The sequence below is a fragment of the Agromyces sp. GL_144 genome (assembly GCF_057834305.1).
In genome coordinates this window covers 246,866-271,389 of the sequence record NZ_CM174399.1, presented here as the reverse complement: position 1 = coordinate 271,389, position 24,524 = coordinate 246,866, and the positions used below count along the sequence as shown (strand labels likewise).

The following is a 24,524-nucleotide window of genomic DNA, read 5'->3' as shown; positions in this document are numbered from 1 at the left end:
GTCCCGATACGGCGCTGGCGCGCCTACTCGGCCGACGGGCGGCTGAACGACGAGCGGCTAGACGACGAGGAAGAGCTGGCCCAGCACGAGCGCCGCGATCACGAACAGCACGACGATCGCGCCGACGATCGAGAGCGACTTGACCGAGAGGTTCGCGACGGCGTAGCCCACGAGGAACGGCAGCGCCGCGAGGAAGATCGTCACGATCCACCAGAACGCGGTGTAGCCGCCCTGGCTGGCCTCGTCGAGGCGGCCCGAGAACAGCTGCTGCGAGTGGGGGTGGGTCGCGAAGGCGAATGCGCCCGAGAGCGGGACGGCGATGAACGCCGCGACGATGAGGCCCGCGAGGAACCCCCACAGACCGGACTTGCCATCGGTGACGTTGATCGCCTCTTCGTGCTGCTGCGCCTTCGAACTCATGCGTCCGACTCTAGTCGTTCGACGCGCGCGGGTTTAGCCTGAAGTTCAAGCGACTGGGGGCGATGATGACCGCGAAACCGACCGGACACTACCTGCTGAAGGCCGACGGGCTGTACCTGCAGTTCGACCGGCTGTTCCACGCCCCGATCGAAGACGTCTGGTACAGCCTCACCAACCCGACCGCGATGAAGTCCTGGATCGGCACCTACACGGGCCGGCCGTCGACCGGGGGCGTGCGCTTCCAGATGACGGAGGAGGGCGCGGAGTGGATGAACGTCAGCATCCTCGAATGCGACGCACCGCACCGGTTCACCGCGGACTCCGGTTCGGGCCCCTCCGGCGTGCGGGTGTTCTGCCATCTCGTCGAGGGCGGCGGCATGACGACGCTGACCCTGGGCCAGCTCGTGAAGGACGCCGACGACGCCGCGAGCATCGGCCCCGGGTGGGACTACTACCTCGACCGGCTCATCGCCGCCCGCAACCGAGCGCCGCATCCGGAGTGGGAGACGTACTACCCGGCGTTCTCGCGGTACTACCGCGAACTCGTGATCCCGACTTCTCCCGCGAGGAACCGACCGGTCGGAGCATCCGCACCCCTAGACTGACGCCGTGAACACGGCAGAGCGAATGCGTCGGCGCGACCCCTCCGAGTCGAACGGGTCGTTCTTCGCGAACCATCCGCTGAGGTGGGGCTTCATCGTCACGCTCGGCGTGCTGCTCGCGATCCTGCTCGGCATCGCCGTGGCGAACCTGCAGAGCGTGCTGCTCTCGGTGTTCATCGCCGCGTTCGTCGCGCTCGGCCTCGACCCGCTCATCCGCTGGTTCGAGCGGCGCGGCATGAAGCGCGGCGCGGCCATCGTCGTGGTGATCCTGCTCTTCGTCGGCGTTGCCGTCGCGATCGTGTGGGTGCTCGTGCCGCCGGTCGTCGGACAGGCCGTCAGCCTCGTGAAGAACATCCCGAACATGGTCGCCGAGGCGCAGGCTTCAGGCTGGTACGACCGGGTCAACGAGGCGACGAACGGCGTGCTCGCGTCGATCGTGGGGGTCATCCAAGACGCGCTGACCGACCCGAACCTCTGGGCCACGATCGGCGGCGGCGCACTCGCGTTCGGCGCCTCGGTCGTCAGCGCGATCTCGACCGGCTTCTTCGTCTTCGTGCTCTCGATCTACTTCATCGCCACGCTCGACAGCACCAAGCAGGCCTGCTACACCCTGATCCGCAAGTCGAACCGGGCCCAGATCTCGGACCTCGCCGAACGCATCATGCTCTCGGTCGGCAAGTACCTCAGCGGCATGGTCATCCTGGCGTTCATGAACGCGACCTACTCGACGATCCTGCTCGTGATCGTGGGCGTGCCCTACGCGCTCGTCATCGGCGTCGTCGCGTTCTTCGTCACGCTCATCCCGCTCATCGGTACCGTGCTGACGACGATCCTCATGACGATCATCTCGCTGCTGGTCTCGCCGACCGCGGGCATCGTCGTGCTCATCTTCATGCTCGTCTACATGCAGGTCGAGGCGTACGTGCTCACGCCCAAGGTCATGGGCAAGGCCGTGCAGGTGCCGGGCACCATCGTGCTCATCTCGGCACTCGCGGGTGGCACGCTGCTCGGCCTGCTCGGCGCCCTCGTCGCGATCCCGATCTCGGCGGGCATCCTGCTCATCATCCGCGAGATCGTGATCCCGAAGCAGGCGCGGCTCTAGCGGTTCCGGTTCCGGCCTCGACCGGCGGATGCCTCGGGCTCGGCGTCGGCCCAGATCGACGGCGCCTCGGCGCGCGTGGCCGGCAGCGCGACATCCGCCCCCCAACGCTCGATCCACTCGGGCAGGCCGTCGCCCTCGACGGTGCCGAACGCCTCGATGAGCTCGGGCACGGGCACGACCCCGCCGCTCTTGCGCAGGAACCGTCCGCGGATGAAGCCCGTCGCGTAGACCTCGGGCCGGCCGTCGGCGCCGGGGCGCACGAAGCGCTGCTCGACGTACACGGCCTTCTCGTCGAAGCCGAGGATGCGCGACTCGATCGTGAACCGCTGCCACAGCTGCAGCGACTTGCGGAACGTGATCGTCTCGCTCGCGACCACGGGGTACCAGCCCTTCTCGCGCATGATGCGCCAGACGCCGTTGCGCACGAGCATGTCGAAGCGCGCGACATCCATGATCGAGAAGTACACGCCGTTGTTCATGTGCCGGTTGATGTCGAGATCAGTGGGCAGCGTGATGAAGTCCGTGCGCGCGACCTCGTAGTGCTCGAGGTCGGGCTTGCGGCGCGCGAGGAACAGCACGTGCAGCAGCGTGCGGAAGAACATGTGCATAGTCGACGACTGTACTTCGGTTCTGTGGTCGATTCCCCATCATTGGCGGGTCGCCACAGTGCGCGAGCGGATGCCGCGGGGCGCGCTTGTGCGGATGCGGGAACCTCGCCCGACCGAGCGCGTCGGTGGCCATCGCGGACGCGGACGTGGGAGGCCGCTCCGAAGCTCCGACACTGACCCCGCTGGAGCATCAGTGTCGGAATGCCCCGGGACCGGGTCGGAGTGCGGGCGCGCCGCGGCGCGCCGCGAGTCAGCGACCCTCTGGGACGTGCCGTTCGTCTGGGCCGTTGTAGACCGAGAGCGGGCGGATGAGCGCGTTCGCGGCGTTCTGCTCCATGATGTGCGCCGTCCAGCCGGTGACCCGGGATGCGACGAACAGCGGCGTGAAGGTCTCGGTGTCGAAGCCCATGAGGTGGTACGTCGGACCGGCCGGGTAGTCGAGGTTCGGCTTGATGTTCTTGCGCTCGCCCATGGCCGCCTCGAGCGAGGTGTAGAGCTCGAGCAGGTCGGGACGGTCGTAGTACTCGACCATGCGCTCGAGGGCGTCGCGCATGGTGGGCACGCGCGAGTCGCCGTTCTTGTACACGCGGTGTCCGAAGCCCATGATCTTGCGCTTCTCGGCGAGCGCCGCGTCGAGCCACTCGACCGCGCGCTCGGCGCCGCCCTCGCCGGGGCCGATCTCCTCGAAGGTGTGCATGACGGCCTCGTTGGCGCCGCCGTGCAGCGCACCCTTGAGCGCGCCGATCGCGCCGGTGACCGCGGAGTAGAGGTCGGCGAGCGTCGACGCGATGACGCGGGCCGTGAACGTCGACGCGTTGAACGAGTGCTCGGCGTAGAGGATCATCGACACGTCGAACGCGCTGACCACGGGCAGCTCGGGCAGTTCGCCGAAGGTCTGCCAGAGGAAGTTCGCCGAGTACCCGAGGTCGTCGCGGGGCTCCACGAAGTCGAGCTCGTGCCGGCGCCGCTGGTCGTAGGACACGATCGAGGGAAGCTTCGCGAAGAGGCGGATGGACTTCTCGAGGTTCGCCTCGCGCGAGTCGTCGGCCGTGTTCGGGTCGATGGCGCCGATGACGCTCACGGCCGTGCGCACGACGTCCATGGGGTGCGCGGTGAGCGGCAGCTCGTCGATGACGCGCTTGATCTCGTGGTCGAGGCCGCGCTGCGAGCGCTCGAGCGTCTCGAACTCGGCGAGTTGGCGCTCGTCGGGCAGTTCGCCGTGCCAGAGCAGGTAGGCGACCTCTTCGAACGTGGCGGAAGCCGCGAGCTCCTGCACGGGGTAGCCGCGGTACAGCAGCGAGTTCGTCTCGGGGTTCACCTTGGAGACCGCCGTGTAGTCGACGGGGACTCCGGCGAGTCCCTTGTAGATCTCGGGTGCCTGCTGCTGGTCGCTCATCGTGCTCCTCGTGAGTGCTGGCGGGGCGGCGCCACGGTGCGCACGCTCACCCAGCCTACGACTCCGCCCGGGCGCGGGGGTGCCGCGCTGCCATTCAGCGAGAGTCGGGTCGAGACGAGCCGCCCGACGCCTAGAAGAGCCCGGTCGGGATCTCCACGCTCACGAGCGCGCCGGGCGCCGCCGTGATGGTCAGGCCGCCGAGCTCGTCGGGTCCGAGCTCGGGCAGGCGCTGCGCGAGGTCGAGGAACCGCTCGATCTCGGCCTCCTCGAGCACCCACTCGGCGAGCGTGCGGAACTTCGCCACGTACTGCTCGCGGCCGAACGGGCGGGCTCCGAGCGGATGCGCGTCGGCCACGGCGATCTCGTCGACGATCTCGCCGCCGTCGGCGAGCTTGATGACGACCCTGCCGCCGAACGCCTTCTCGGCGATGTCGTTCGAGTGGTAGCGCCGGGTCCACTCGGGGTCTTCGACCGTGGAGACCTTCTTCCAGAGCTCGACCGTGTCGGCGCGGTGCGCCCGCTCTGCGTCGTAGGAGGTCTCGTGGTTGAACGAGCCGTCTTGGAGCGCGACCGTGAAGATGTACGGGATCGAATGGTCGAGCGTCTCGCGCGAGGCGTCGGGGTCGTACTTCTGCGGGTCGTTCGCGCCCGAGCCGATGACGTAGTGCGTGTGGTGCGAGGTGTGCAGCGTGATCGACTCGACGAGCTCGGGGTCGATGATGAGCGGGTACTCCTCGTGGAGCTTGCGGGCCAGGTCGATCCAGGCCTGCGCCTGGTACTCGGCCGAGTGCTCCTTCGTGTAGCTGTCGAGGATGGCGCGCTTGGCCTCGCCGGTGTCGGGCAGCGGCACCTCGTAGGAGGCATCCGGTCCGTCGAGGAGCCACGCGATGACGCCGTCTTCGCCCTCGTAGATGGGCACGGGGCTCGTCTGCCCGCGCATGGCGCGGTCGACCGACTCGACCGCCATCTTGCCCGCGAAGGCCGGGGCGTGCGCCTTCCACGTGGAGATCTCGCCCTTGCGCGACTGGCGCGTGGCGGTCGTGGTGTGCAGGGCCTGGCCGATGGCCTGGAAGATCGTCTCCTGATCGAGGCCGAGCAGCGTGCCGATGCCCGCGGCGGCCGACGGGCCGAGGTGGGCGACGTGGTCGATCTTGTGCGCGTGCAGGCTGATCGCCTTGGCGAGGTCGATCTGGATCTCGTAACCCGTGGCGATGCCGCGCACGACGTCGCGCCCGGTGAGTCCGCGCGTCGCGGCGAGGTGCTGGGCCACGGCGACGACCGGCGGGATGTTGTCGCCCGGGTGCGAGTACTCGGCGGCGAGGAAGGTGTCGTGGAAGTCGAGCTCGCGAACGGCGACGCCGTTGGCCCACGCGGCCCACTCGGGGCTCGTTCGGCGCGCGGCATCGGCGCCGAAGACGGTGGCGCCGTCGCCGCCGATCGAGACCGGGTGCGCGAGCGCCTGGCTGCGGGCCGACACGACCGGGCCGCGGGCGAGGGATGCCGCCGCGACCGCGGCATTGTCGATGACGCGGTTGACGACCATGTCGACCACGTCGTCGTCGAGCTCGACCGGATCGGTCGCGATGGCCGCGAGCTGCCAGGCGAGCTGGCCCTCACGCGCGAGGTTCTCGTCACTCCGGTGGGTGCGCAGGTGGTGGGTCTTCACTCTGCCACGCTATCCCGGCCAGACCCGCTCGTGCACCTGCGCCGAGACGACACGGTCGAAGATGTCGTTCTCGACCTCCGCGAGGGTCGACGGATCCCATCGCGGGTTTCGATCCTTGTCGATGACCTGCGCGCGGATGCCCTCGTGCAGGTCGGGCTGCTCGACGAACCACGAGACGAGCTGGAACTCCTGCTCGAGCGCGTCCTCGAGGCGGAGCAGCGTGCGTGCGCGGCGCACGGCGGCGAGGGTCACGGTGAGGGCCGTCGGCGAGAGGGTCTCGAGCTCGTCGGCGGCGGCCGCGGCATCCGGCTCGCTCCGCCCGCGCAACCGCCCGATGACCTCGGCGACCGTCGGCGCGGAATAGCAGGCGTCGACCCAGTCGCGGCTCGCGGCGAGCGCCGACGGGCCCGGCGTCTCGTCGAAGAGCATGACGATCTCGGCCGGGCTGCCCGGGTCGGCGCGTTCGGCGAGCGCCTGCAGCAGGTGCGGGAGGTTCTCGGAGGGCACGAACGCGTCGGCGAATCCGGCGTGGATCGCGTCGGCGGCGTCCATGGTGCGCGAGTTCAGCGCGAGGTGCACGCCGAGTTCGCCCGGCGCGCTCGCGAGCAGCCACGACCCGCCGACATCCGGCGTGAAGCCGATGCGGGTCTCGGGCATCGCGACCCGCGAGCGCTCGGTGACGACCCGGATCGAGGCGTGGCCGGCCAGGCCGATGCCGCCGCCCATGGTGATGCCGTCCATGATCGCGACGACGGGCTTCGGGTAGCGTGCGATCGCGGCGTTCAGCCGATACTCGGTGCGGAAGAAGGTGCGCGCGTCGGCCGCCCGCCCGCCGGTCGACATCTCGTACAGCTCGCGGATGTCGCCGCCGGCGCAGAGTCCCCGGTCGCCGGCGCCGTCGAGCACGACGACCGCGACCTCGGAGTCCTCGCGCCACGCGTCGAACACCTCGGTGAGCGCGAGGATCATCTCGTAGCTCAGGGCGTTCAGCGCCTTCGGACGGTTGAGCGTGACGTGGCCGACCCCGTCGGCCACGCTCGCGGAGATGTGCTCGCTCACCGTGCCACCGTACTCTCGCTCGCCGGTCGAGTGGCGACGCCGGTCGAGTGGCGGAGCGTATCGAGACCCACGGGAGTACCATCGCCGGATGGTCCCCATCGAGTCGCTCTGGGCGTTCGTCGTCGCGTCGGTCGTGCTCATCGTCATCCCGGGTCCGAGCGTGCTCTTCGTCATCGGCCGCTCGCTCGCGCTCGGCCGCGTCGGCGGCCTGCTCAGCGTGCTCGGCAACGCGATCGGCATGATCCCGCTGGTGATCGCCGTGGCGTTGGGCGTCGGCGCGATCGTCGCGCAGTCGGTCGTGGTCTTCACGATCGTGAAGTTCGCAGGCGCCGCGTACCTCGTCTACCTCGGCGTGCAGGCCATCCGCCATCGAGCGGATGCCGCGGGCGCGGCCACCGACGGCGCGACGCCCCGTTCGCATCGGCGCCAGCTCGGCGAGGGGTTCGTGGTCGGCGTCTCGAACCCGAAGACGATCGCGTTCTTCGTGGCCGTGCTGCCGCAGTTCGTGTCGTTCACGACCGGGTCGATCCCACTGCAGCTCTTCGAGCTCGGCCTCGTGTTCATCCTGCTCGCCCTCGCCTGCGACTCCGTGTGGGCGATCGCGGCGAGCGCGGCCCGTACCTGGTTCGCACGGTCGCCGAAGCGCATCGAGCACCTCTCCGCCGGCGGCGGCGTGATGCTCATCGGGCTCGGCGGGGTGCTCGCCTTCACCGGCCAGAAGCACTGAGGTCGCTCGCCGCGGCGAGCGCGTCGGCGGCGCGCACGAGCGAGAGATGCGTCAGCGCCTGCGGGGTGTTGCCCATCTGCGTTCCGGCCGTCACGTCGTACTCCTCGCTCAGCAGGCCCACGTCGTTCGCGAACGAGCACAGCCTGGTCATGAGCGCCTCGGCCTCGTCGATGCGGCCCGTCGCCGCGTACTGCTCGACGAGCCAGAACGAGCAGGCGAGGAACGGATGCTCCGACCCGTCGAGCCCGTCCACCCCGCTCTCGGTGCGGTAGCGCAGCAGCAGTCCGCCGCGCAGCAGGTCCGCCTCGATCGCGGCGACCGTGCCGAGCATGCGCGGATCGTCGTGCGCCACGAAGCCCACCTGAGGCAACTGCAGCAACGCGGCATCCGTCTCGGTCGTTTCGAAATGCTGGGTGAACGTGTTGCGCCCGGCGTCGAAGCCGTGGGCGAGCACCTCGGCGCGCACCTCGTCGCGGATCGCGCGCCACCGATCGACCGGCCCCTCGAGTCCGTGGCGCTCGACGGCGCGGATGCCGCGATCGAACGCCGCCCAGACCATGACGCGCGAATGCGTGAACGCCCGCTCCGGACCGCGGATCTCCCAGATGCCGTGGTCGGGGCGCCGCCAGTTCGCGGCGAGGAACTCGAGCAGCGAGCGCTGCAGCGGCCACGAGAACGCCGACTCCTCGAGCCCGGCCTCGCGCGCGTGGTCGAGGGCGACCATGACCTCGCCGAAGATGTCCCACTGGATCTGCTCGGATGCCGCGTTGCCGATGCGCACCGGACGTGAATCACGGTGCCCCGACAGCTCGGGCAGCTCGACCTCGCCGAGCCGGCGACCGCCGCCGACGTCGTACATGATCTGCAGGTCGGCCGGATCGCCCGCGATCGCGCGCAGGAGCCAGCGCCGCCAGACCTGCGCCTCGTCGACGTACCCGTGATCGACGAGCACCTGCACCGTGAGCGCGGCGTCGCGGAGCCAGACGAACCGGTAGTCCCAGTTGCGCTCCCCGCCGATCTGCTCGGGCAGGCTGGTCGTCACCGCGGCGACGATGCCGCCGGTGTCCTCGTGGGTCAGCGCCCGCAGCACGAGCAGCGACCGCTCGACCTCGCGCTCGTACCTGGTCTGCGGTTCGGCCCGCTGCGTCCAGTCGCGCCAACCCGAGATGGTCGACTCGAGCTCGGCGTCGACGTCGGCAGTGGCGGACGGGTGCCGCCACGACCGGGAGTACGACAGTCGCAGGTCGACGTGCTCCCCCTCCGCGACCGTGAACTCGACGACGTGCGCGTGGTCGCTCGCGGTGCGGCGCGGACCGCGCAGCACGACCGAGTCGGGTCCGGCGACCGCGAGGATGCCGTGGCCGTCGTCGTGCATGCGCCGAACCCAGGGCACGACCGACCCGTAGTCGAAGCGGAACCGCACGGTCTCGCGGAACTCCATCTCGCCGCGGATGCCGCGCACGCGGCGCACGATCGCAGAGCCCCGATGGCGCAGCGGCATGAACTCGACCACCTCGGCCTCGGCCTCGCCGTCGGGGCTCCGCCAGCGCGTGCGCAGCACGAAGGTACCGCGGTCGTACTCGCGCGTGCACATGACGGCGGCGTCGGTCGGGCGCAGCGCCCAGTGCCCGGCATCGGGGCCGCCGATGAGCGCGGCGAACACCGACGGCGAGTCGAAACGAGGCAGGCACAGCCAGTCGATACCGCCCTCGCGCGACACCAGCGCGGCGGTGCGGCCGTCGGCCAGCAACGCATAGTCCTCGATCGGCGGGAACCCGCTCATGCCCTGGACCTCACGGCTCGCACCTCATGCTCGACCTCATGGTTGGACGTTACCCCCGTGGCGGCGCTCAACGTCGGCACCCGGACGGCTCGCGGCATCCGCTCGGCATCCGCTCGGAGAATTTCGGGGTAGCGGCGCTCACCGTCGGCACCCGGACGGCTCGCGGCATCCGCTCGGCATCCGCTCGTAGAATCTCGGGGTGGCCCTCGCCAAGATCCTCCTCTACTACGCCTTCGCGCCCATCACCGACCCCGACGCCGTGCGCCTGTGGCAGCGCGACCTCGCGGAGTCGCTGGGGCTGCGCGGGCGCATCCTGCTGTCGGAGCACGGCATCAACGGCACGCTCGGCGGCGAGATGGGGGCGCTCAAGCGCTACGTGCGCAAGACGCGCGAGTACCCGGCGTTCAAGCACATCGACTTCAAGTGGAGCGAGGGCACGGGCCTCGACGAGCAGGGCGCGACGCTCGACTTCCCGAAGCTCAGCGTCAAGGTGCGCGACGAGATCGTCTCGTTCGGCGCACCGGGCGAGCTGCGCGTCGACGACTCGGGCGTGGTCGGCGGCGGCGCGAGGCTCAGCCCCGACGCGCTGCACGAGCTCGTGGCCGAACGCGGCGACGACGTCGTGTTCTTCGACGGGCGCAACGCGCTCGAGGCCGCGATCGGGCGCTTCGCCGGCGCCGTCGTGCCCGACGTCGACACGACGCGCGACTTCGTCGAACTGCTCGACTCGGGCGAGTACGACGAGCTCAAAGGCAGGCCAGTGGTCACCTACTGCACGGGCGGCATCCGCTGCGAGGTGCTCTCGAGCCTCATGACGAGCCGCGGCTTCGGCGAGGTCTACCAACTCGAGGGCGGCATCGTGCGCTACGGCGAGCGCTTCGGCGACGACGGGCTCTGGAACGGGTCGCTCTACGTCTTCGACGGCCGCGGCTCGATCGACTTCAGCGACCACGCGGCCGTGATCGGCAGTTGCGCGGTCTGCGGCGCGGCGACCAAGCGAACCGTCAACTGCACGGATGCCTCGTGCCGCACGCAGCTCGTCGTCTGCGAGTCGTGCGACACGGCCGAATGCGCCGTGCACGCCGGTGCGCCGGCGACGGCCGAGTAACGAGCTATCCGGCAGGCGGCGCGGCGAGCACCCGCACGGCCTCGGCCAGGCGGTCGCCGCTCGGCGTGCCCTCGGGGTTCAGGAGCCAGACCATGGCCAGTCCCTGCACGATCGCGAAGCTGAGCTCGGCGAGCGCGCGCGCCCGGTCTTCGCCGAGGTCGGGATGCGCGGCTGCGAAGTCCTCGGCGATGCCCGTGAACGCGCCGTCGACCGCGCCGCTCATCTGGTCTCGCGCGTCGGGTTCGCGCACGATGCGCAACGTGTTCTCGAGGCTCGCGAGCAGCGCGCCTCGGTTGTCGGCGTAGATCGCCGGCATGCCGTTCCAGAGGTGGGCGAAGGCGTCGAGCAGGGGCTGACCGCTCCCCTCGCGGATGAGCCGACCCATGCCGTCGCCGATCGCGTTGTCGAGCGCATCGATGAGCGCCTCGGTGATGAGCTGCTCCTTCGAGCCGAAGTGGTAGCCGATGGCGGCGAGGCTCACTCCCGCCTCGGTGGCGATGTCGCGGGCGGTGGCCCTGGCGACCCCACGCTCCTCGATCACCTTGCGTGCGCCGGCGAGCAGGTCCTCACGATTTCCCATGGCTCCAGACTACTCGAACGTCTGAGACATATGTACTAGACATCCGTTCCAATGCCTGTTAGACATATGTGCAAGACAAACGTGCAACTCCTCCTGAAGGGCCGGAACCCATGAACGCCGCAACCTCGAACCCCACCCCGCGCATCCTCATCTCCGGCGGCGGCATCGCCGGGCACGCGCTCGCGCTGCAGCTCGTCCGCAGCGGCATCCGCACCACCGTCGTCGAGCTGGCGGTCGCGCCTCGCCAGGGCGGCCAGGCCGTCGACCTCCGTGGGGCCAGCCGAGAGGTCGTCGAGCGCATGGGGCTGCTCCGCGGCATCCGCTCGCGTCAGTTGCACGAGCTCGGGCTCGCCTACGTGAACGGCAGCGGCCGCGTGTTCGGGCGCATGTCGATGGCCGACTTCGACGGCAAGGGCGCGGTCGCCGAGATCGAGATCGCCCGCGGCGACCTCGACGCCGTGCTGCTCGATGAGCTCGCGGCGGCGGATGCGGCCGCCCCCGGCCTGCTCGACCTGCGCTACGGCGACCGCATCAGCGCCCTCGCCTACGACGCCGACGGCGTCGACGTCACCTTCGAGCACGCCGCGCCCGAGCGGTTCGACCTCGTCGTCGGCGCCGACGGCCTGCACTCCGCGACCCGGCGGCTCGCCTTCGGCCCAGAGGAGCGCTACTCGACCTATCTCGGCGGCTACATGGCCTTCTTCACGATGCCGACCCCCGCCGACGCGGAGCCGGGTTGGTTCGCGATGCGGTTCGTGCCCGGCGCGACGCTCGGCATCCGCCCCGACCTCGACCCGACGACGTCGAAGGCGATCCTCACGCTGCGCGTCGACCGCGACCCCGCCCTGCGCGGCGACCGGGCCGCGCAGGAGGCACTCATCCGCGAAGCGCTCGAGGGCATCGGATGGCACGGCCCGGCCGCGCTCGAGGCCATGTCCGAGGCATCCGACTTCACCTTCGACGAGCTCGCGCGAATCGACGTTCCCGCGGCCGCGAGCGGACGGGTCGTGCTCATCGGCGACGCCGCCTCGTGCGGCTCGCCCATGTCGGGCATGGGCACGGCGACCGCGCTCATCGGCGCGTACCTGCTCGCCGCGCGCCTCGCCGAGACGCCCGCCGACCCGGCCGGCGCCGCACGACGGTACGCGAGCGACATCGTGCCCTTCGCCGAGGCCGGAAAGCAGCTCATGGGCGGCGGCATCGAGCGGATGGTTCCGGCCAACCGGTTCGAGGCCGTGATGTCACGCGTGATGACCGGGGTGATGCTGTCGAGGCTCGCACGGCCGATCGTGCGCAGGATGTTCGCAGCCAACCAGGCCGAGATCCCCCTGCCCGTCATCGCGCCGGCGGTGCGTGTCGAGGCCCGGTGATCGCCACATCGTCGGCGACCCCGCCCCGCCCCACCGTCGGCGACCCCGCCCCGCCGTCGGCGACCCGCCCCGGAACGACTCCGCGCCGCACACACAGATCGAGTGGGCGACCTGAAGTCGCCTACCCGGGCGTGCGGCTGGCCCGGGGGCGCGGGCGCCGGGCGTAGGCGCGCGCTGCACGGCTCGACAGGGCGAGCATGACGAGGATGTCGAGCGCGAGGGTCAGCAACGTCGTGCGGATCGTGATCTCCTCGTCGCCCGCGAAGTAGTCGATCGCGGCGGTCGTGATGCTCATGGAGGTGAACGTCATCACGAGCAGGCGCGCCAGGTTGCTGCCGCGGTAGACGGCGAGCCCGAAGAGCATGACCACGAGCAGGCCGAGAGCGCCGGCCGCGACGATGACGACGAGCAGCACGGTGAGTCCCTGGTCGTCATCGCTTCCCGGCGCGGGATCGAACCCGAAGTCGTCGCGGAGCACCTGCCGCCACGTGACGGCGAGCGAGATCAGCCACACGACCCCGGCGAGCGCGCGCAGCACGACGAGCACGCTGCCGAGCGTCGTCGCCGTGGGCCGTGCCATCGTCGGCGGCGCCTCGACCGGGGCGGCGAGCACCGCCGGCGACTCGAACGCCGCGCGCTTGCGCGGCTCCAGCCCGGGCGGCCGACTCGCTGCGGCATCCGCTCGGGCACTCGCCGCGACCGCCACCGCGGCGACCGTGCCCGACTGCGACGCGGCATCCGCTGCGACGTCCGGGCCCGGCCCCGCCGCGGCATCCGCCGGCCCGTCGACGTCGAGCTCGAGCACGGGCAGGTCGCCGTCGGTCCTGATCGAGTCGCCGCCGCCGTTGCGGGAGTGGTAGCCGGTCGAGAAGTCCCGCAGCACGTCGACGCGCGCGTCGGGGTTGGCGGCGATCACGGTCGACACGATGTGGTCGCGCTCGACGTCGGTGTCGGCGTCGATCTTGTGCGTGATCTGCAGCGTGAACAGCGAGAAGCCGACCGCGCGGTCGAAGGTGCCGGCCGCGAGCCAGTCGACACGGCGTCCGCCGGGCAGCAGCCACCCCTCGGGCGTGCGCCAGAACCGCACGTGGTGGCGCCTGGCCGGGTTGCCCTCGACCTCCTGCTGGTACGCGACGTCCTGCTGCCGGCCGAAGAGGAAGAGCGGGCTCACCGGCGCCTCGTCGTAGCTGCGGCGCGTGACCGTCGAGGTGATGATGCGCCAGCTCGTGGCGAGCGTGATGTCGTCGGCCCGGGTCCATCCGGCATTCACCATCGCGGCGTGCAGGGCCTCCTCCGACCCATCGATCGCGAGGTTCACGGGGTCGCCGAGCAGGCCGTCGCTCGTGCGCGCCCGCCCCATGAAGTAGTCGGGCACGTAGATCGTCGTGAGGATGCGGTGCAGGCGCGGCAGCACGAGGTACGCGAGCAGCAGCCAGAAGGCGACGAAGAACGCGATGCCCCACCAGCCGAACGAGAACGACTCCGTGAACACCAGCCACGCGAGCCAGACCGCGGCGATGCCCGCGTAGACGAAGAAGAAGCCGTCGAGCAGGGCGTTGAGCGAGAGCCGGCGCCTGCTCGGCGTCGGCGGCGCCCCCGCTCCGGATGCCTCGGAGCCCTCCCCGCTCATGAGTGCATCGTATCGGCGGGGCGGGCGGGCCGCGGGGCGAGCGGGCCGCGGGGCGGCGCCGGGGCGCGTGTTCGCCGTAGGCTCACGGTCATGGGCTACGACGTCGCGCGCATCCGATCCGCCTTCCCCTCGCTCGCGAGCGGCTGGGCGCATTTCGACGGCCCCGGCGGAACGCAGACGCCGCGAGCGGTCGGCGACGCCGTGGCATCCGTGCTCACCGGGCCGCTCTCGAACCGGGGAACGACGGGCCCGTCCGAGCGGAACGCCGAGGCCGCGGTGCACGCGTTCCGCGCCGCGCTGGGCGACCTCGTCAACGTGCATCCACGCGGCATCGTGCATGGCCGCAGCGCCACGCAGCTCGCCTACGACTTCTCGCGGCACCTCGCGAAGGACTGGGGGCCGGGCGACGAGGTCATCGTCACCCGGCTCGACCACGACGCGAACATCCGGCCGTGGGTGCAGGCCGCCGATCGCGTGGGGGCGACCGTGCGCTGGGCGGACTTCGATCCGGCCACCGGTGAACTGCCGGTCGAGGCCGTCGCGAGCCTCGTCACCGAGCGCACCAGGCTCGTCGCCGTGACGGCCGCGTCGAACCTCATCGGCACGATTCCGGATGTCGCGGCGATCACGGCGGCGGCTCACGAGGCCGGCGCGCTCGTCTACGTCGACGGCGTGCACTTCACGGCGCACGAGCTGCCCGACCTCGCCTCACTCGGGGCGGACTTCTTCTCGTGCTCGCCGTACAAGTTCCTCGGCCCGCACTGCGGCGTGCTCGCCGCCCGGCCCGACCTGCTCGAGTCGATCTGGCCAGACAAGCTGCTGCCGTCGACCAAGGTCGTGCCCGAGCGATTCGAGTTCGGCACGCTGCCGTACGAACTGCTCGCGGGCGTGACCGCCGCCGTCGAGGTGCTCGCCGGGTTCGTCGCGCCGTCGCGCACCGGCATCGCCTCCATCGACGCCGAGCAGGCGGATGCCGCGGGCTCGCGCCGCGCGCGGCTGGCGGCCTCGTATCGGGCATTGCGTGCGCACGAGTCCCGACTGCTCGCACGGCTCGAGGCCGGCATCGCCGACCTTCCGGGAACGACCGTGCACTCGCGGGCGGCACGACGCACCCCGACGCTGCTGCTGACGTTCGCCGGCCACGAGGCATCCGCCGTCACCGCGAGGCTCGCCGAGGCGAAGGTGCTCGCGCCGAGCAGCGACTTCTACGCGCTCGAGGCGTCGCGCCGGCTCGGACTCGGCGACGCGGGCGGACTGCGGGTCGGGCTCGCGCCCTACACCGACGACGACGACATCGACCGGCTGCTCGCCGGGCTGGCCGCGGCGCTCGCCTGAGGATCGCTCCCGCCGGGCTCGGGTCGGCGGTTTCCGGACCTCATCCGGGTGACGCGGCGGTCGTCCCTCGCAACGGCCATACGCTGGAACCATGACCACCGCCGAACGCGCCGCCGAACTCGTCCGCCTGCACACCGCACCCGAGCTGCTCCAGGTGGTGAACGTGTGGGACGTCGTCTCCGCCAGGGCCGTCGCCGCCCTGCCGGGCACCCGCGCCCTCGCGACCGCGGGCCACTCCATCGCCGCGACCTTCGGGTACCCCGACGGCGAGCAGATCCCCCTCGACCTCATGCTCGACATGGTCGGCCGCATCGTCCGTGCCGTCGACGTGCCCGTGAGCGCCGACCTCGACGCGGGCTTCGGCGACGCGGGCGAGACCGTGCGCCGCGCGATCGGCGAGGGCGTCGTGGGCGCCAACCTCGAAGACCAGCTCAAGCCGCTCGACGAGTCCGTCGCCGCCGTGCGCGCCGCCGTCGCAGCCGCCGAAGCCGAGGGCGTGCCGTTCGCCCTGAACGCCCGCACCGACGCCTTCGTCCGCGCCGGCGACCGCCCGCTCGAGGTCACCGTCGCCGACGCGATCGAGCGCGGCCGCGCCTTCCTCGACGCCGGCGCGACGAGCGTCTTCGTGCCCGGCATGTTCGGCGAAGACGTCGTGACGCAGCTCGTCGAGGGCATCGGCGAGCTCAAGGTCACGCTCATCGGACTGCCCGGCGTGCCCGCGCCCGCACGTCTGCAGGAGCTCGGCGTCGCCCGCGTCTCGTACGGCCCGACCACACAGCGCGTCGCGCTCGGCGCCCTGCAGGACCTCGCGACCGACCTCTACCTCGGCGGCGTGCTGCCCGAGGGCATCCGCCCGCTGAACTAGGGCATGTCTGACAAATGGTCCGAGGTGGATCTGAGATTGTTGGTGTGTGTCGCGGTTTCAGTTGCTTTCGGATCTTCAGTGGTCGTTGATCGAGGAGTTGTTGCCTCGTCCGACGCGGCGGAAGGGGCGGCCGTTCTCGGACGCCCGCTCGATGGTCGAGGGCATCATCTACCGGTACCGGTGCGGGATCGCGTGGCGTGATCTGCCCGAGGTGTTCGGGCCGTGGCAGACCGTGTGGACCTGGCATCGCCGCCTGGCCGGTGACGGGACGTGGGACACGGTCCTGGGCCGTCTGCTGTCGACTGCGGACGCTGTCGGCGCGGTGGACTGGTCGATCTCGGTCGACTCGACCATCGCCCGCGCGCACCAGCACGCGACGAACATCACACGCCTCACAGGGGGCTTCGTCGAATTACACGAATCCCGCCGTCGAGCCGCCTGATCACGCGGTCGGGCGCTCCCGGGGCGGCTTGTCCACGAAGATCCACCAGCTCGTCGACGGCAACGGGCTCCCGCTCGTCGTGCTGTGCACGCCCGGGCAGGCCGGCGACTCGCCCATGCTCGTCCAGCTGCTCGAGCGGCTGCGCATCGATCGGGTTGGGCCGGGCCGGCCGCGCACGACGCCCGACGCGCTGCGCGGTGACAAGGCATACTCCTCACGTGCGACCCGAGCACTCCTGCGATCGCGTGGCATCACCGCGGTCATCCCGGAGCCGGCCGACCAGCAAGGGCATCGGAAACGACGCGGGTCACGAGGCGGCCGACCCCCGCAGTTCGACCCCGTCGATTATCGAGGTCGCAACGTCATCGAGCGCCGCTTCTGCCACGTCAAGCAATGGCGCGGGCTCGCGACGCGCTACGACAAACTCGCCATCGTCTACCGCGCGGCCGCGGTCCTGAACGCCATCATCGCCTGGGCGCGGCATTTGTCAGATCCGCGCACACACGCTACTTCGTCACGGCAGAGGCCAGTGCCTGAGCTCTGTGCGGGCAGTGCCGTTGTTGCCCAGTTGGAACATCGCGATTCCCGTCGGGTGGAAGGTGAATGCTTCAAACGGCTCGGCCTCGAATGACTTCAGATCGTCGAGTTTGCCTTCGCCGATCGTGACGTGGGCAAGATAGTGCTCGCCACTGTGCGCCGGTACGTAGGTCTCGACGTAGTCCAGCGTGTCCTGATTGATGTCGGGCTCGGCATCGGTGGTCACGTAGGCGTCGGCTGTGCCGTGCTCGCCTGTGAACGGACGGATCGCGGTGATGAGTTGGGTCTGGAGGTCGAGCAACGCGGGGCTCGGCTTCACGAGGAGTCCGGCCAGGCCGACTCCGGGGGCTGCAGCCAGTTCCATGTGCGCGATCTTGACGGCGGACAGCTCGAGCGTCGCGACGGAGAGGCCGGCGAGCGACGCTTCGACCGCGGCGGCGACATCGTCGAGGTGATCCGTTTTGACGTATCGCTGCAGGAGTGTGAAATGGGGTGTGTGGTTCGCATCGAGTCTGAAGCCGTCGGGAACGCTCTGGATCAGTCGTGCATTCCATGATGTGGCGTGTGCGGTCATCGTCTCGTCCGGGAGGACGAGGATGTCGATGGCGGTGAGATCGCCCATGGCGAACATCCTCTCGTGTGGGTGGTTGTGGGTCCGTGCGCGACGTGCTCAGTCTCGGCCGAAGACGGTGTTCCAGTCGTTCTTCATGCTGACGATGGTCCAGCCCTGGTCCTTCGCAGCAGCGACCGACCGCTCGGCGGCGGTGTCGTAGCCGAACTCACGGTCGGGGTCGTCGTGGACGACCAGCATTGCGAACGTCGCAGACTCCAGCATCTCGATATCGACATCCGCGTTGCCGCCGGCGAACGCGGGAAGGCGGCCGGTGTGCGCGAAGATGTGCTCAGGCTTGCCGGGGCCCAGAGCCAAACCCCCGAGCGCGGCGTCACCACGTTGGATCTGACCATCCTTGTACTCGTACGTCGGGGCGGTGCCGATCACATGTTCCCGAGGGATGCTCCACGCCGACTCGGCGATCGCCCGCATGAACTCCCGACCGCCGCCTGAGCACACGAACACCCGGAAGTCGTTGGCCTTCAGCAGGTCGAACAGTTCGAGCATCGGCTTGTACACGAGCTCCGGGTACGGCACGCCGAACCGCTCGGACTTCTGCTCGGCGAAGTACTGTCCGACCTCGGCTTCGAACTGCGCCGGAGTCTTCCCCAGCCAGGTCCTCGCGAGTGCCTGCTCGAGGGACTGGATTGCGTCCGGCTGCTGTTGTCCGACCGCCGCGAAGTACGACGAATCGCGTGCGAGGACCGCTTTGTACGGTTCTTCCTGCGCAAGTGCGGGGTCCTCGATCGCGGCCTTCGCGAACGCGCGGAAGATGAAATCGAGCTGGACGGGAAGCGGCTGCTCGATCCAGAGCGTGCCGTCGTTGTCGAACACCGCGATGCGATCGGCCGGGTCGATGAATCCGCCACCCGGCGACACGGCGTCCGCGATGAATCGTTCGACAGCGCGGCGCGCCTCACCGTCGTTCCAACTCGGAAGCTGATCTGACATTGCTGGTCCCCCATCTGGTTTCGTGAGCTGCGCGGTCGCGTGCTCGGTGTGGTCGTGGTCTCCCTCGCGAAAGTCCGGTTCGCCCCCAAAGTCACTCATGCGATGTGGCCTTCTCCGCCTGGAAGGCCTCGACCGCGTCGTCGACCGTCTGGTAGATGTGCGCATTGTCGAAGTGATCGAGCACTCTGAGGGCCTTCAGCACGTGGTTCAGGGTCGGGTCGACGTTGGCGAGTGCGAAGGTCCGCTTCTCGGCGTGGAGGGAGGCGATCAGCCCTTCCAGGTTAACGCTCGCCGAGTAGTCGATGTCTCCGATCGAGGAGCAGTCCAGGACCAGCCACCGGACGGGTGTCGGCGCCGTGTCGATGAGTTCCTGGATGCGGTCCACGAGAGGACTCCGCAGACGAGCGCGACGAGGCTGGTGTAGGCCACCCACTCCGCGGAGTTGGGTGTGAGGCTGGCGATCCCGAGACTGGCGAGTCCGGCTGCCAGGATCGCCGCAGTCGCCGAATCCGCGCCGACCACGAGCAGCCGCGACGAGCCGAGTAGCGCGAACACGAGCGTCGGGAAGATGATCGTGTACAAGCCGGTGATCACCGGCGTCTGCGCGATCGAGGTGTACCCCATCACCTCCGGCACCGCGATCGCCGCGAGGGTGATGCCGGCGATGACATCACCCGACAGCCATGACGGCTTGTAGTGACGGATCCACCGAGGAACAACACGAGAAGCGACCGACATCTCGGCCCCCTTCCTCACCAAACGCACCCCCCGCACCGCCATACGGGGTGCCGCACTCCATCGCAACGCGACGAGATGCTGTGGAACGTATCGGCTTCGCCGCCCGGCGGCATCGCACGAAAGGGGTGATAACGAGGGTGGGCTGCGGCCATACGCCCGACACCTCAACTCTCAAGCTTCATGATGACCTGAGCTTCCTCTGGCCGTGATCCCCAGCCTGCTCACCGTCGCCCGCGTCGAACGAACAAACGGGGACGGATGCCTCGACTTCACGTTGCGGCATCCGCCCCCGTTGTCGTGCCCTGGGCGGGCGCGTGCCCTGCCTGCGGCTTCGCCCTACTGCCGCGCCATGGCGATGCGCATGCGCTCTTCCGGGTCGACGAGGTGGTCGTGATCGTCGTCGCCGAGATCGATCTGCACCCACTGGATCTTGCCGGTGAACCGGCTCGATTCGACGGAGTAGTCGGGACTGACCGGTGTTCCGGACTCGTAGCCCACGTCGGTGGTCTCGTCGGCGGAGAAGACCATTGCCTGGGTGGCACCGACTCGACCCGTGCCGACGGCGGTGCCGTCGTAGTAGAGCGTGACATCCCCGCCCTTGGCGAGCCCGCCGCCGTCGTACGCGAACTCCATGCGCACTTGGTGCGTGCCCGCCGGGATCGCCGTGTCGGCCTCGGTCGCGAACTCCTGGATGCCGAGCACGTTGTAGACGAACTTCGCCTTGCCCCCAGTGACGTAGACGCTCCATCCGCCGAACCGGCCGCCCTGGGCGATGATCACGCCCTCAGCGCCGCCCTCGGGCACCTCGACCTCAGCGGTGACCGAGAACGACTTGTTCTTGATGCTCACGACGCTGTTCTCGGAGAGCCGGCCCATCCCGGCGAAGAACAACTGGGAGTTCCCGTGAATGAGGGTCGGCCGGCCCGCGATGTCGGCGTTGAGGCGGTCGGCAGTGCGGTCGTCGATCGGGAGCACGTTGTACTTGACCGCCTCGATCAGCCAGAGCCGTTGCAGTTCGTGCAAGCGGTCGGGCTGCTCGGCCGAGAGGTCGCGGGCCTGGCTGAAATCGGTGCTGCCGTCGTAGAGCTCCCACACGTCGTCGTCGAACGCGACCATCGTGCCGCCGACCATGACCCAGGGGGTGCGGTGCTTGGTCACCGCGCTCCAGCCCTTGTAGTAGACGCCGCGGTTGCCGAACATCTCGAAGTACTGCAGGTCGTGGCGTTCGGCGGCGCCGGCGTCATCGAACGTGTACAGCATGCTCGTGCCCTCGATGGGCGACTGCTGCACTCCGTTGACCATCGTGGGCTCTGGCAGCCCCGCCGCCTCGAGGATCGTGGGCGCCACATCGATGCAGTGGGTGAACTGTGAGCGCAGTCCGCCTTGCTCCGTGATGCCGTTCGGCCAGTGCACGATCGTGCCGTTGCGGGTGCCGCCCCAGTGCGAGGCGACCTGCTTGGTCCACTGGAACGGGGCATCCATCGCCCACGCCCATCCGACCGCGTAGTGGTTGTACGAGCTCGGCGACCCGAGCTCGTCGAGCTTCGAGAGCATGAATTCGGGCGTCTCGAGCGCGGCCATGCCGTTGAAGTTGGCCATCTCGTTGAAGGCGCCGTTCACAGTGCCCTCGGCCGACGCCCCGTTGTCGCCGATGATGTAGTAGATGATCGTGTTGTCGAGCACCCCGAGGTCTTCGATCGCGTCGATCACGCGCCCGACGTGGTGGTCGGTGTGCTCCAGGAACCCTGCGTACACCTCCATTTGCCGCTCGAGCACGGGCTTGAGCTCGGCGGGCATGTCGTCCCACGCGGGGATTTCGTCGTGCCGCGGGGTCAGCTCGGCGTCGGCCGGAATGGCCCCGAGCTCCTTCTGCCGCGCGAACGTCTTCTCGCGCTGCGCGTCCCAGCCGTCGGCGAACTTGCCGGCGTACTTGTCTGCCCACTCCTTGGGCACGTGGTGCGGCGCATGCGTCGCGCCCGGTGCGAAGTACACGAAGAACGGCTTCTCGGGCATCAGCGCCTTCTGCGTCCGGATCCAGCTGACCGCGTGATCGGCGAGGTCCTCGGTGAGGTGGTAGCCCTCCTCGGCCGTCGCCGGAGGCTCGACCGGCGTCGTGCCGTTGTAGAGCGCGGGCTCCCACTGGTTGTTCTCCCCGCCGATGAAGCCGTAGAACGTCTCGAACCCGCCACCGCCAGACGGCCAGGCGTCGAACGGCCCCATCGGCGACGACTGCCACACCGGAACCTCATGGCACTTGCCGAACTGCGCCGTCGAGTACCCGTTCAGCTTCAGCGTCATCGCAAGCGGCGCCTTCGTGTTCGGCTTCAGCGAGCTGTTGCCCGGTGCCGAGGTAGCCGTCTCGGTGATGCTGCCCATGCCGACCGAGTGATGGTTGCGACCGCTGAGCATCGCCGCTCGCGTCGGCGCGCACAGGGCGGTCGTGTGGAAGCGGTTGTACTTCAGGCCGCCCGCGGCGAGCTTCTCGGCGTTCGGGGTGTTGCATGGGCCGCCGAAGGCGCTCGACGCGCCGAACCCCACATCGTCGAGCAGCACGATCAGCACGTTCGGCGCGCCCTCGGGCGGGAGCAGCGGCTCGATCGGCGGATACGCCGTGTCGGGATCCTTGGCGTCGTAGGTCGTCAGACCCGGCGCCGGCCGGTCGGGAATCGGAAGCATCGTGCGGGCGTGACGGTCAGGTTTCATTGTGGTTCCCCCAGTTTGGACGTTGCTGATCGGCAACCTACTCCCGGAGAGCCCGATACCGCGAGGGTCACATCAGGAGAGCGTGTTCGGCACGCACCGCGATCGCCGGCCTGAGGCAGCCGAAGCCAGCGTGGACGGAGTACGAACCATCGATGCGCCGACCGGGACGGCATCATCGTCTTGGACCGACACGGCGAGAATCAGATCGTGGTCACGCCCGCGCAAACCGACGTGGCGTTTGTCAGACACGCCCTAGGCGCGATCTCGCGAATCCCCCGCGCGACGGATGCCCCGTGCCAACCTCCCTCGCTAGGGTGAGCGTGTGGCGATCAGTCGCCCGGCCGTGCGGGGGTGCGGTCGTGTGCGGCCCGGTCGCCCCCGCAGACGAGGAGAGCGCATGAACAGCGGCATCCCCATCGAGATCACGGGGCTCAGCAAGCATTTCGGCAGCGTCACCGCGGTCGAGAACCTCAGCTTCACCGTGCAGCCCGGCAGGGTCACGGGATTCCTCGGCCCGAACGGCGCCGGAAAGACGACGACGCTGCGCGTGCTGCTCGGGCTCGTCAAGGCCTCGAGCGGCACCGCCACGTTCGGCGGCACGCCGTACCACGCACTGAAACGGCCGCTCGAGACCGTCGGCGCCGCCCTCGACGCGAGCTTCCACCCGGGCCGAACGGCGCGCAACCACCTCAAGGTCACGGCGACCGCGGCGGGCATCCCGTCGTCGCGGGTGCCGATCGTGCTCGAGCAGGTCGGCCTCAGCGAGTTCGCGGACCGTCGCGTCGGCGGCTTCTCGCTCGGCATGCGCCAGCGTCTCGCGCTCGCCTTCACGCTGCTCGGCGACCCGGCCGTGTTCGTGCTCGACGAGCCGATCAACGGCCTCGACCCCGAGGGCATCAAGTGGATCCGCCTGTTCCTGCAGCGCCTGGCCCAAGACGGACGCACCGTGCTCGTGAGCTCGCACCTGCTGAGCGAGGTGCAGCAGAGCGTCGACGACGTCGTGATCATCTCCCGCGGCCGGCTGGCGAAGACGGGCACGCTCTCGAGCCTCGAGCTCGAGTCCGCGCCGCGCACCATCGCCGACTCCCCCGACCGCCCGAAGCTCGCCGCCGCCCTCGCGCAGGCGGGCCTCGAGTACTCCGAGGGCCGCAACGGCTTCATCGTCGCCGAGCCCGATCCGGGCCTCGTCGGCCACGCCGCCTTCGTCGGCGGCGTCGAGCTGAAGGCGCTGCACCGCCTCAAGTCCGGCCTCGAGGAGTCCTTCCTCGCACTCGTCAACGGCGAGGTCGACCACGTCGAGCTCGCGCCCGAGCCGGTCACCGGCGGCGACGCGCCCGAGGTCGCCGAGACGGCAGGCGCCGAGCCCGAGGCATCCGCTTCGCCCGAGGCCCCAGACGAACCGGACGCCCCCGACCTGCCCGACGCCCCGCCCGCACCCGCCGACGGAACCAAGGAGTGATGGCATGATCCGCGCACTCGGTTCCGAGTTCCAGAAGGTCTTCACCACTCGCATGTGGTGGCTGCTCACGGTGCTGCTCGTCGCGTACGTCGCGTTCCTCGCGGGCGGGTTCGGCGCGTTCCTCGGCTGGGCAACCGACAATCCGGATGCCGCGGCCGGCGCCTCCTCGACGCCGCTGCCGACCGCGGGGCTGGCGCCGCTCGTCTACAGCTTCGCCTCCTCGATCGGCTACGTGTTCCCGGTGCTCTTCGGCGCGCTCGCGGTCACCACGGAGTTCCGGCACAAGACGCTCACGCCGACGTTCCTCGCCGAGCCGCAGCGCGCGACCGTGCTGAGCGCGAAGTTCCTCTCGCAGCTGCTCTTCGGCGCCGGCCTCGGCATCGCCGCGTTCGCCACGTCGGTCGGTGCGGGCGCCGGCGCGCTCTCCGCGTTCGGCATCGACACCGCGCTCGACTCCTCCGACACCTGGGCCATGATCGGGCGCGGCGTGCTGGCCATGGCGCTCTGGGGCACGATCGGCGTCGGCCTCGGCTCGCTCGTGCCGAACCAGGTCGCGGCGATCGTCATCGTCATCGCGTTCACGCAGTTCGTGGAGCCGATCCTGCGCCTGGCCGCCTCGCTCAACGACGTCACGGCGAAGATCGGCCAGTTCCTGCCCGGAGCGGCGAGCGACGCCCTCGTCGGCGCGTCGTTCTACAGCGTGGCCTCGGTCGGCACCTCGGCGACCATGCTCGAGTGGTGGCAGGGCGGCCTCGTGCTGCTCGGCATCGGCGTGGTCACGACCCTCATCGGCGGCGCGACGACCTGGCGTCGGGACGTCTCGTAGTCCC

The 24,524-nt window shown here is 69.8% G+C and carries 23 protein-coding genes and 1 pseudogene; 11 read left to right on the top strand and 13 right to left on the bottom strand.

Features of this window, described 5'->3' with window-relative positions; all coding sequences use genetic code 11:
* Window positions 1-57 precede the first annotated feature (57 nt).
* The gene (locus AC3IPY_RS01160) at window positions 58-420 is read right to left on the bottom strand and encodes a hypothetical protein (protein WP_489186162.1); all 363 of its coding nucleotides are present in this window, start codon (window positions 418-420) and stop codon (window positions 58-60) included.
* A 65-nt stretch (window positions 421-485) separates the two neighbouring features.
* Between AC3IPY_RS01160 and AC3IPY_RS01155 the strand changes: the two genes are divergently transcribed.
* Both AC3IPY_RS01155 and AC3IPY_RS01150 read left to right on the top strand, forming a co-directional pair.
* The gene (locus AC3IPY_RS01155) at window positions 486-1,025 is read left to right on the top strand and encodes an SRPBCC family protein (RefSeq protein ID WP_489186161.1); all 540 of its coding nucleotides are present in this window, start codon (window positions 486-488) and stop codon (window positions 1,023-1,025) included.
* A 4-nt stretch (window positions 1,026-1,029) separates the two neighbouring features.
* Window positions 1,030-2,124 (top strand): AI-2E family transporter, encoded by a 1,095-nt coding sequence (locus AC3IPY_RS01150; protein WP_489186160.1) that lies wholly within the window; start codon window positions 1,030-1,032, stop codon window positions 2,122-2,124.
* Here AC3IPY_RS01150 and AC3IPY_RS01145 read toward each other — a convergent pair.
* The 4 genes from AC3IPY_RS01145 to AC3IPY_RS01130 all read right to left on the bottom strand — a co-directional run bounded on the left by AC3IPY_RS01145 (window position 2,121) and on the right by AC3IPY_RS01130 (window position 6,853).
* A complete protein-coding gene (locus tag AC3IPY_RS01145; RefSeq protein ID WP_489186159.1) occupies window positions 2,121-2,726 on the bottom strand; it encodes an acyl-CoA thioesterase in 606 nt (201 codons plus the stop codon). The genes AC3IPY_RS01150 and AC3IPY_RS01145 overlap by 4 nt on opposite strands.
* 256 nt (window positions 2,727-2,982) lie before the next feature.
* A complete protein-coding gene (locus AC3IPY_RS01140; protein WP_489186158.1) occupies window positions 2,983-4,128 on the bottom strand; it encodes a bifunctional 2-methylcitrate synthase/citrate synthase in 1,146 nt (381 codons plus the stop codon).
* Between the two features lie 130 nt (window positions 4,129-4,258).
* Window positions 4,259-5,794, bottom strand: a complete 1,536-nt coding sequence (locus AC3IPY_RS01135; RefSeq protein ID WP_489186157.1) for an MmgE/PrpD family protein — start codon at window positions 5,792-5,794, stop codon at window positions 4,259-4,261.
* A 9-nt stretch (window positions 5,795-5,803) separates the two neighbouring features.
* Window positions 5,804-6,853 (bottom strand): enoyl-CoA hydratase/isomerase family protein, encoded by a 1,050-nt coding sequence (locus AC3IPY_RS01130; protein WP_489186156.1) that lies wholly within the window; start codon window positions 6,851-6,853, stop codon window positions 5,804-5,806.
* A gap of 88 nt (window positions 6,854-6,941) precedes the next feature.
* Between AC3IPY_RS01130 and AC3IPY_RS01125 the strand changes: the two genes are divergently transcribed.
* Window positions 6,942-7,580, top strand: a complete 639-nt coding sequence (locus AC3IPY_RS01125; protein ID WP_489186155.1) for a LysE family translocator — start codon at window positions 6,942-6,944, stop codon at window positions 7,578-7,580.
* Here AC3IPY_RS01125 and AC3IPY_RS01120 read toward each other — a convergent pair.
* Entirely contained in the window at window positions 7,561-9,363 is a 1,803-nt protein-coding gene (locus tag AC3IPY_RS01120; RefSeq protein WP_489186154.1) for a glycoside hydrolase family 15 protein, read from the bottom strand. The two genes, AC3IPY_RS01125 and AC3IPY_RS01120, sit on opposite strands and share 20 nt — an antisense overlap.
* 199 nt (window positions 9,364-9,562) lie before the next feature.
* Here AC3IPY_RS01120 and trhO point away from each other — a divergent pair, with 199 nt between their 5' ends.
* Window positions 9,563-10,471, top strand: a complete 909-nt coding sequence (gene trhO / locus AC3IPY_RS01115) for an oxygen-dependent tRNA uridine(34) hydroxylase TrhO (protein ID WP_489186153.1) — start codon at window positions 9,563-9,565, stop codon at window positions 10,469-10,471.
* Window positions 10,472-10,475: 4 nt separating this feature from the next.
* Here trhO and AC3IPY_RS01110 read toward each other — a convergent pair whose 3' ends face one another.
* Window positions 10,476-11,051 carry a TetR/AcrR family transcriptional regulator gene (locus AC3IPY_RS01110; protein WP_489186152.1) on the bottom strand — a complete coding sequence of 192 codons (576 nt, stop codon included), beginning with the start codon at window positions 11,049-11,051 and terminating at the stop codon, window positions 10,476-10,478.
* Window positions 11,052-11,161: 110 nt separating this feature from the next.
* Here AC3IPY_RS01110 and AC3IPY_RS01105 point away from each other — a divergent pair, with 110 nt between their 5' ends.
* Window positions 11,162-12,421 (top strand): FAD-dependent monooxygenase, encoded by a 1,260-nt coding sequence (locus AC3IPY_RS01105; RefSeq protein ID WP_489186151.1) that lies wholly within the window; start codon window positions 11,162-11,164, stop codon window positions 12,419-12,421.
* Between the two features lie 121 nt (window positions 12,422-12,542).
* Here the strand turns inward: AC3IPY_RS01105 and AC3IPY_RS01100 are convergent, their stop codons facing one another.
* A complete protein-coding gene (locus AC3IPY_RS01100; protein WP_489186150.1) occupies window positions 12,543-14,051 on the bottom strand; it encodes an LssY C-terminal domain-containing protein in 1,509 nt (502 codons plus the stop codon).
* A 90-nt stretch (window positions 14,052-14,141) separates the two neighbouring features.
* On the opposite strand from AC3IPY_RS01100, the gene AC3IPY_RS01095 reads away from it, so the two are divergent.
* The 3 genes and pseudogenes from AC3IPY_RS01095 to AC3IPY_RS01085 form a co-directional block, all read left to right on the top strand.
* Window positions 14,142-15,386 (top strand): cysteine desulfurase-like protein, encoded by a 1,245-nt coding sequence (locus tag AC3IPY_RS01095; protein ID WP_489186149.1) that lies wholly within the window; start codon window positions 14,142-14,144, stop codon window positions 15,384-15,386.
* Window positions 15,387-15,477: 91 nt separating this feature from the next.
* Entirely contained in the window at window positions 15,478-16,251 is a 774-nt protein-coding gene (locus tag AC3IPY_RS01090; protein WP_489186148.1) for an isocitrate lyase/PEP mutase family protein, read from the top strand.
* Window positions 16,252-16,297: 46 nt separating this feature from the next.
* Window positions 16,298-17,186 (top strand): annotated as a pseudogene (locus AC3IPY_RS01085) (IS5 family transposase); the annotation flags it as partial.
* Window positions 17,187-17,207: 21 nt separating this feature from the next.
* On the opposite strand, the gene AC3IPY_RS01080 reads toward AC3IPY_RS01085, so the two are convergent.
* From AC3IPY_RS01080 to AC3IPY_RS01065, 4 genes are all read right to left on the bottom strand, one after another.
* Window positions 17,208-17,852: a hypothetical protein gene (locus tag AC3IPY_RS01080; RefSeq protein WP_489186147.1), complete on the bottom strand. Its 645-nt coding sequence runs from the start codon at window positions 17,850-17,852 to the stop codon at window positions 17,208-17,210.
* A 48-nt stretch (window positions 17,853-17,900) separates the two neighbouring features.
* Entirely contained in the window at window positions 17,901-18,677 is a 777-nt protein-coding gene (locus AC3IPY_RS01075) for an HAD family hydrolase (protein WP_489186146.1), read from the bottom strand.
* Window positions 18,678-18,885: 208 nt separating this feature from the next.
* Complete coding sequence (locus AC3IPY_RS01070) at window positions 18,886-19,179, bottom strand: STAS domain-containing protein (RefSeq protein ID WP_489186145.1); 294 nt, start codon at window positions 19,177-19,179, stop codon at window positions 18,886-18,888.
* Window positions 19,062-19,418, bottom strand: coding sequence for a SulP family inorganic anion transporter (locus AC3IPY_RS01065; RefSeq protein ID WP_489188288.1), 357 nt, complete (start codon window positions 19,416-19,418; stop codon window positions 19,062-19,064). Before AC3IPY_RS01065 ends, AC3IPY_RS01070 begins: the two co-directional genes overlap by 118 nt.
* Here AC3IPY_RS01065 and AC3IPY_RS01060 point away from each other — a divergent pair.
* Window positions 19,363-19,491: a hypothetical protein gene (locus tag AC3IPY_RS01060; protein WP_489188442.1), complete on the top strand. Its 129-nt coding sequence runs from the start codon at window positions 19,363-19,365 to the stop codon at window positions 19,489-19,491. The genes AC3IPY_RS01065 and AC3IPY_RS01060 overlap by 56 nt on opposite strands.
* Before the next feature lie 377 nt (window positions 19,492-19,868).
* Here the strand turns inward: AC3IPY_RS01060 and AC3IPY_RS01055 are convergent, their stop codons facing one another.
* Window positions 19,869-22,235: a sulfatase-like hydrolase/transferase gene (locus tag AC3IPY_RS01055; protein WP_489186144.1), complete on the bottom strand. Its 2,367-nt coding sequence runs from the start codon at window positions 22,233-22,235 to the stop codon at window positions 19,869-19,871.
* A 397-nt stretch (window positions 22,236-22,632) separates the two neighbouring features.
* Between AC3IPY_RS01055 and AC3IPY_RS01050 the strand changes: the two genes are divergently transcribed.
* On the top strand, window positions 22,633-23,694 hold the full coding sequence (locus AC3IPY_RS01050) for an ATP-binding cassette domain-containing protein (RefSeq protein ID WP_489186143.1): 1,062 nt from the start codon (window positions 22,633-22,635) through the stop codon (window positions 23,692-23,694).
* Between the two features lie 4 nt (window positions 23,695-23,698).
* Window positions 23,699-24,520: an ABC transporter permease gene (locus tag AC3IPY_RS01045; protein WP_489186142.1), complete on the top strand. Its 822-nt coding sequence runs from the start codon at window positions 23,699-23,701 to the stop codon at window positions 24,518-24,520.
* Window positions 24,521-24,524: the final 4 nt, after the last annotated feature.

Bases quoted from the DNA above. Each gene is read 5' to 3' on its own strand.
- AC3IPY_RS01160 (WP_489186162.1), bottom strand. From the start codon at position 420: ATGAGTTCGAAGGCGCAGCAGCACGAAGAGGCGATCAACGTCACCGAT.
- AC3IPY_RS01155 (WP_489186161.1), top strand. From the start codon at position 486: ATGACCGCGAAACCGACCGGACACTACCTGCTGAAGGCCGACGGGCTG.
- AC3IPY_RS01145 (WP_489186159.1), bottom strand. From the start codon at position 2,726: ATGTTCTTCCGCACGCTGCTGCACGTGCTGTTCCTCGCGCGCCGCAAG.
- AC3IPY_RS01140 (WP_489186158.1), bottom strand. From the start codon at position 4,128: ATGAGCGACCAGCAGCAGGCACCCGAGATCTACAAGGGACTCGCCGGA.
- AC3IPY_RS01125 (WP_489186155.1), top strand. From the start codon at position 6,942: ATGGTCCCCATCGAGTCGCTCTGGGCGTTCGTCGTCGCGTCGGTCGTG.
- AC3IPY_RS01120 (WP_489186154.1), bottom strand. From the start codon at position 9,363: ATGAGCGGGTTCCCGCCGATCGAGGACTATGCGTTGCTGGCCGACGGC.
- AC3IPY_RS01110 (WP_489186152.1), bottom strand. From the start codon at position 11,051: ATGGGAAATCGTGAGGACCTGCTCGCCGGCGCACGCAAGGTGATCGAG.
- AC3IPY_RS01105 (WP_489186151.1), top strand. From the start codon at position 11,162: ATGAACGCCGCAACCTCGAACCCCACCCCGCGCATCCTCATCTCCGGC.
- AC3IPY_RS01100 (WP_489186150.1), bottom strand. From the start codon at position 14,051: ATGAGCGGGGAGGGCTCCGAGGCATCCGGAGCGGGGGCGCCGCCGACG.
- AC3IPY_RS01095 (WP_489186149.1), top strand. From the start codon at position 14,142: ATGGGCTACGACGTCGCGCGCATCCGATCCGCCTTCCCCTCGCTCGCG.
- AC3IPY_RS01090 (WP_489186148.1), top strand. From the start codon at position 15,478: ATGACCACCGCCGAACGCGCCGCCGAACTCGTCCGCCTGCACACCGCA.
- AC3IPY_RS01080 (WP_489186147.1), bottom strand. From the start codon at position 17,852: ATGGGCGATCTCACCGCCATCGACATCCTCGTCCTCCCGGACGAGACG.
- AC3IPY_RS01060 (WP_489188442.1), top strand. From the start codon at position 19,363: ATGATCGTGTACAAGCCGGTGATCACCGGCGTCTGCGCGATCGAGGTG.
- AC3IPY_RS01065 (WP_489188288.1), bottom strand. From the start codon at position 19,418: ATGGGGTACACCTCGATCGCGCAGACGCCGGTGATCACCGGCTTGTAC.
- AC3IPY_RS01055 (WP_489186144.1), bottom strand. From the start codon at position 22,235: ATGAAACCTGACCGTCACGCCCGCACGATGCTTCCGATTCCCGACCGG.
- AC3IPY_RS01050 (WP_489186143.1), top strand. From the start codon at position 22,633: ATGAACAGCGGCATCCCCATCGAGATCACGGGGCTCAGCAAGCATTTC.
- AC3IPY_RS01045 (WP_489186142.1), top strand. From the start codon at position 23,699: ATGATCCGCGCACTCGGTTCCGAGTTCCAGAAGGTCTTCACCACTCGC.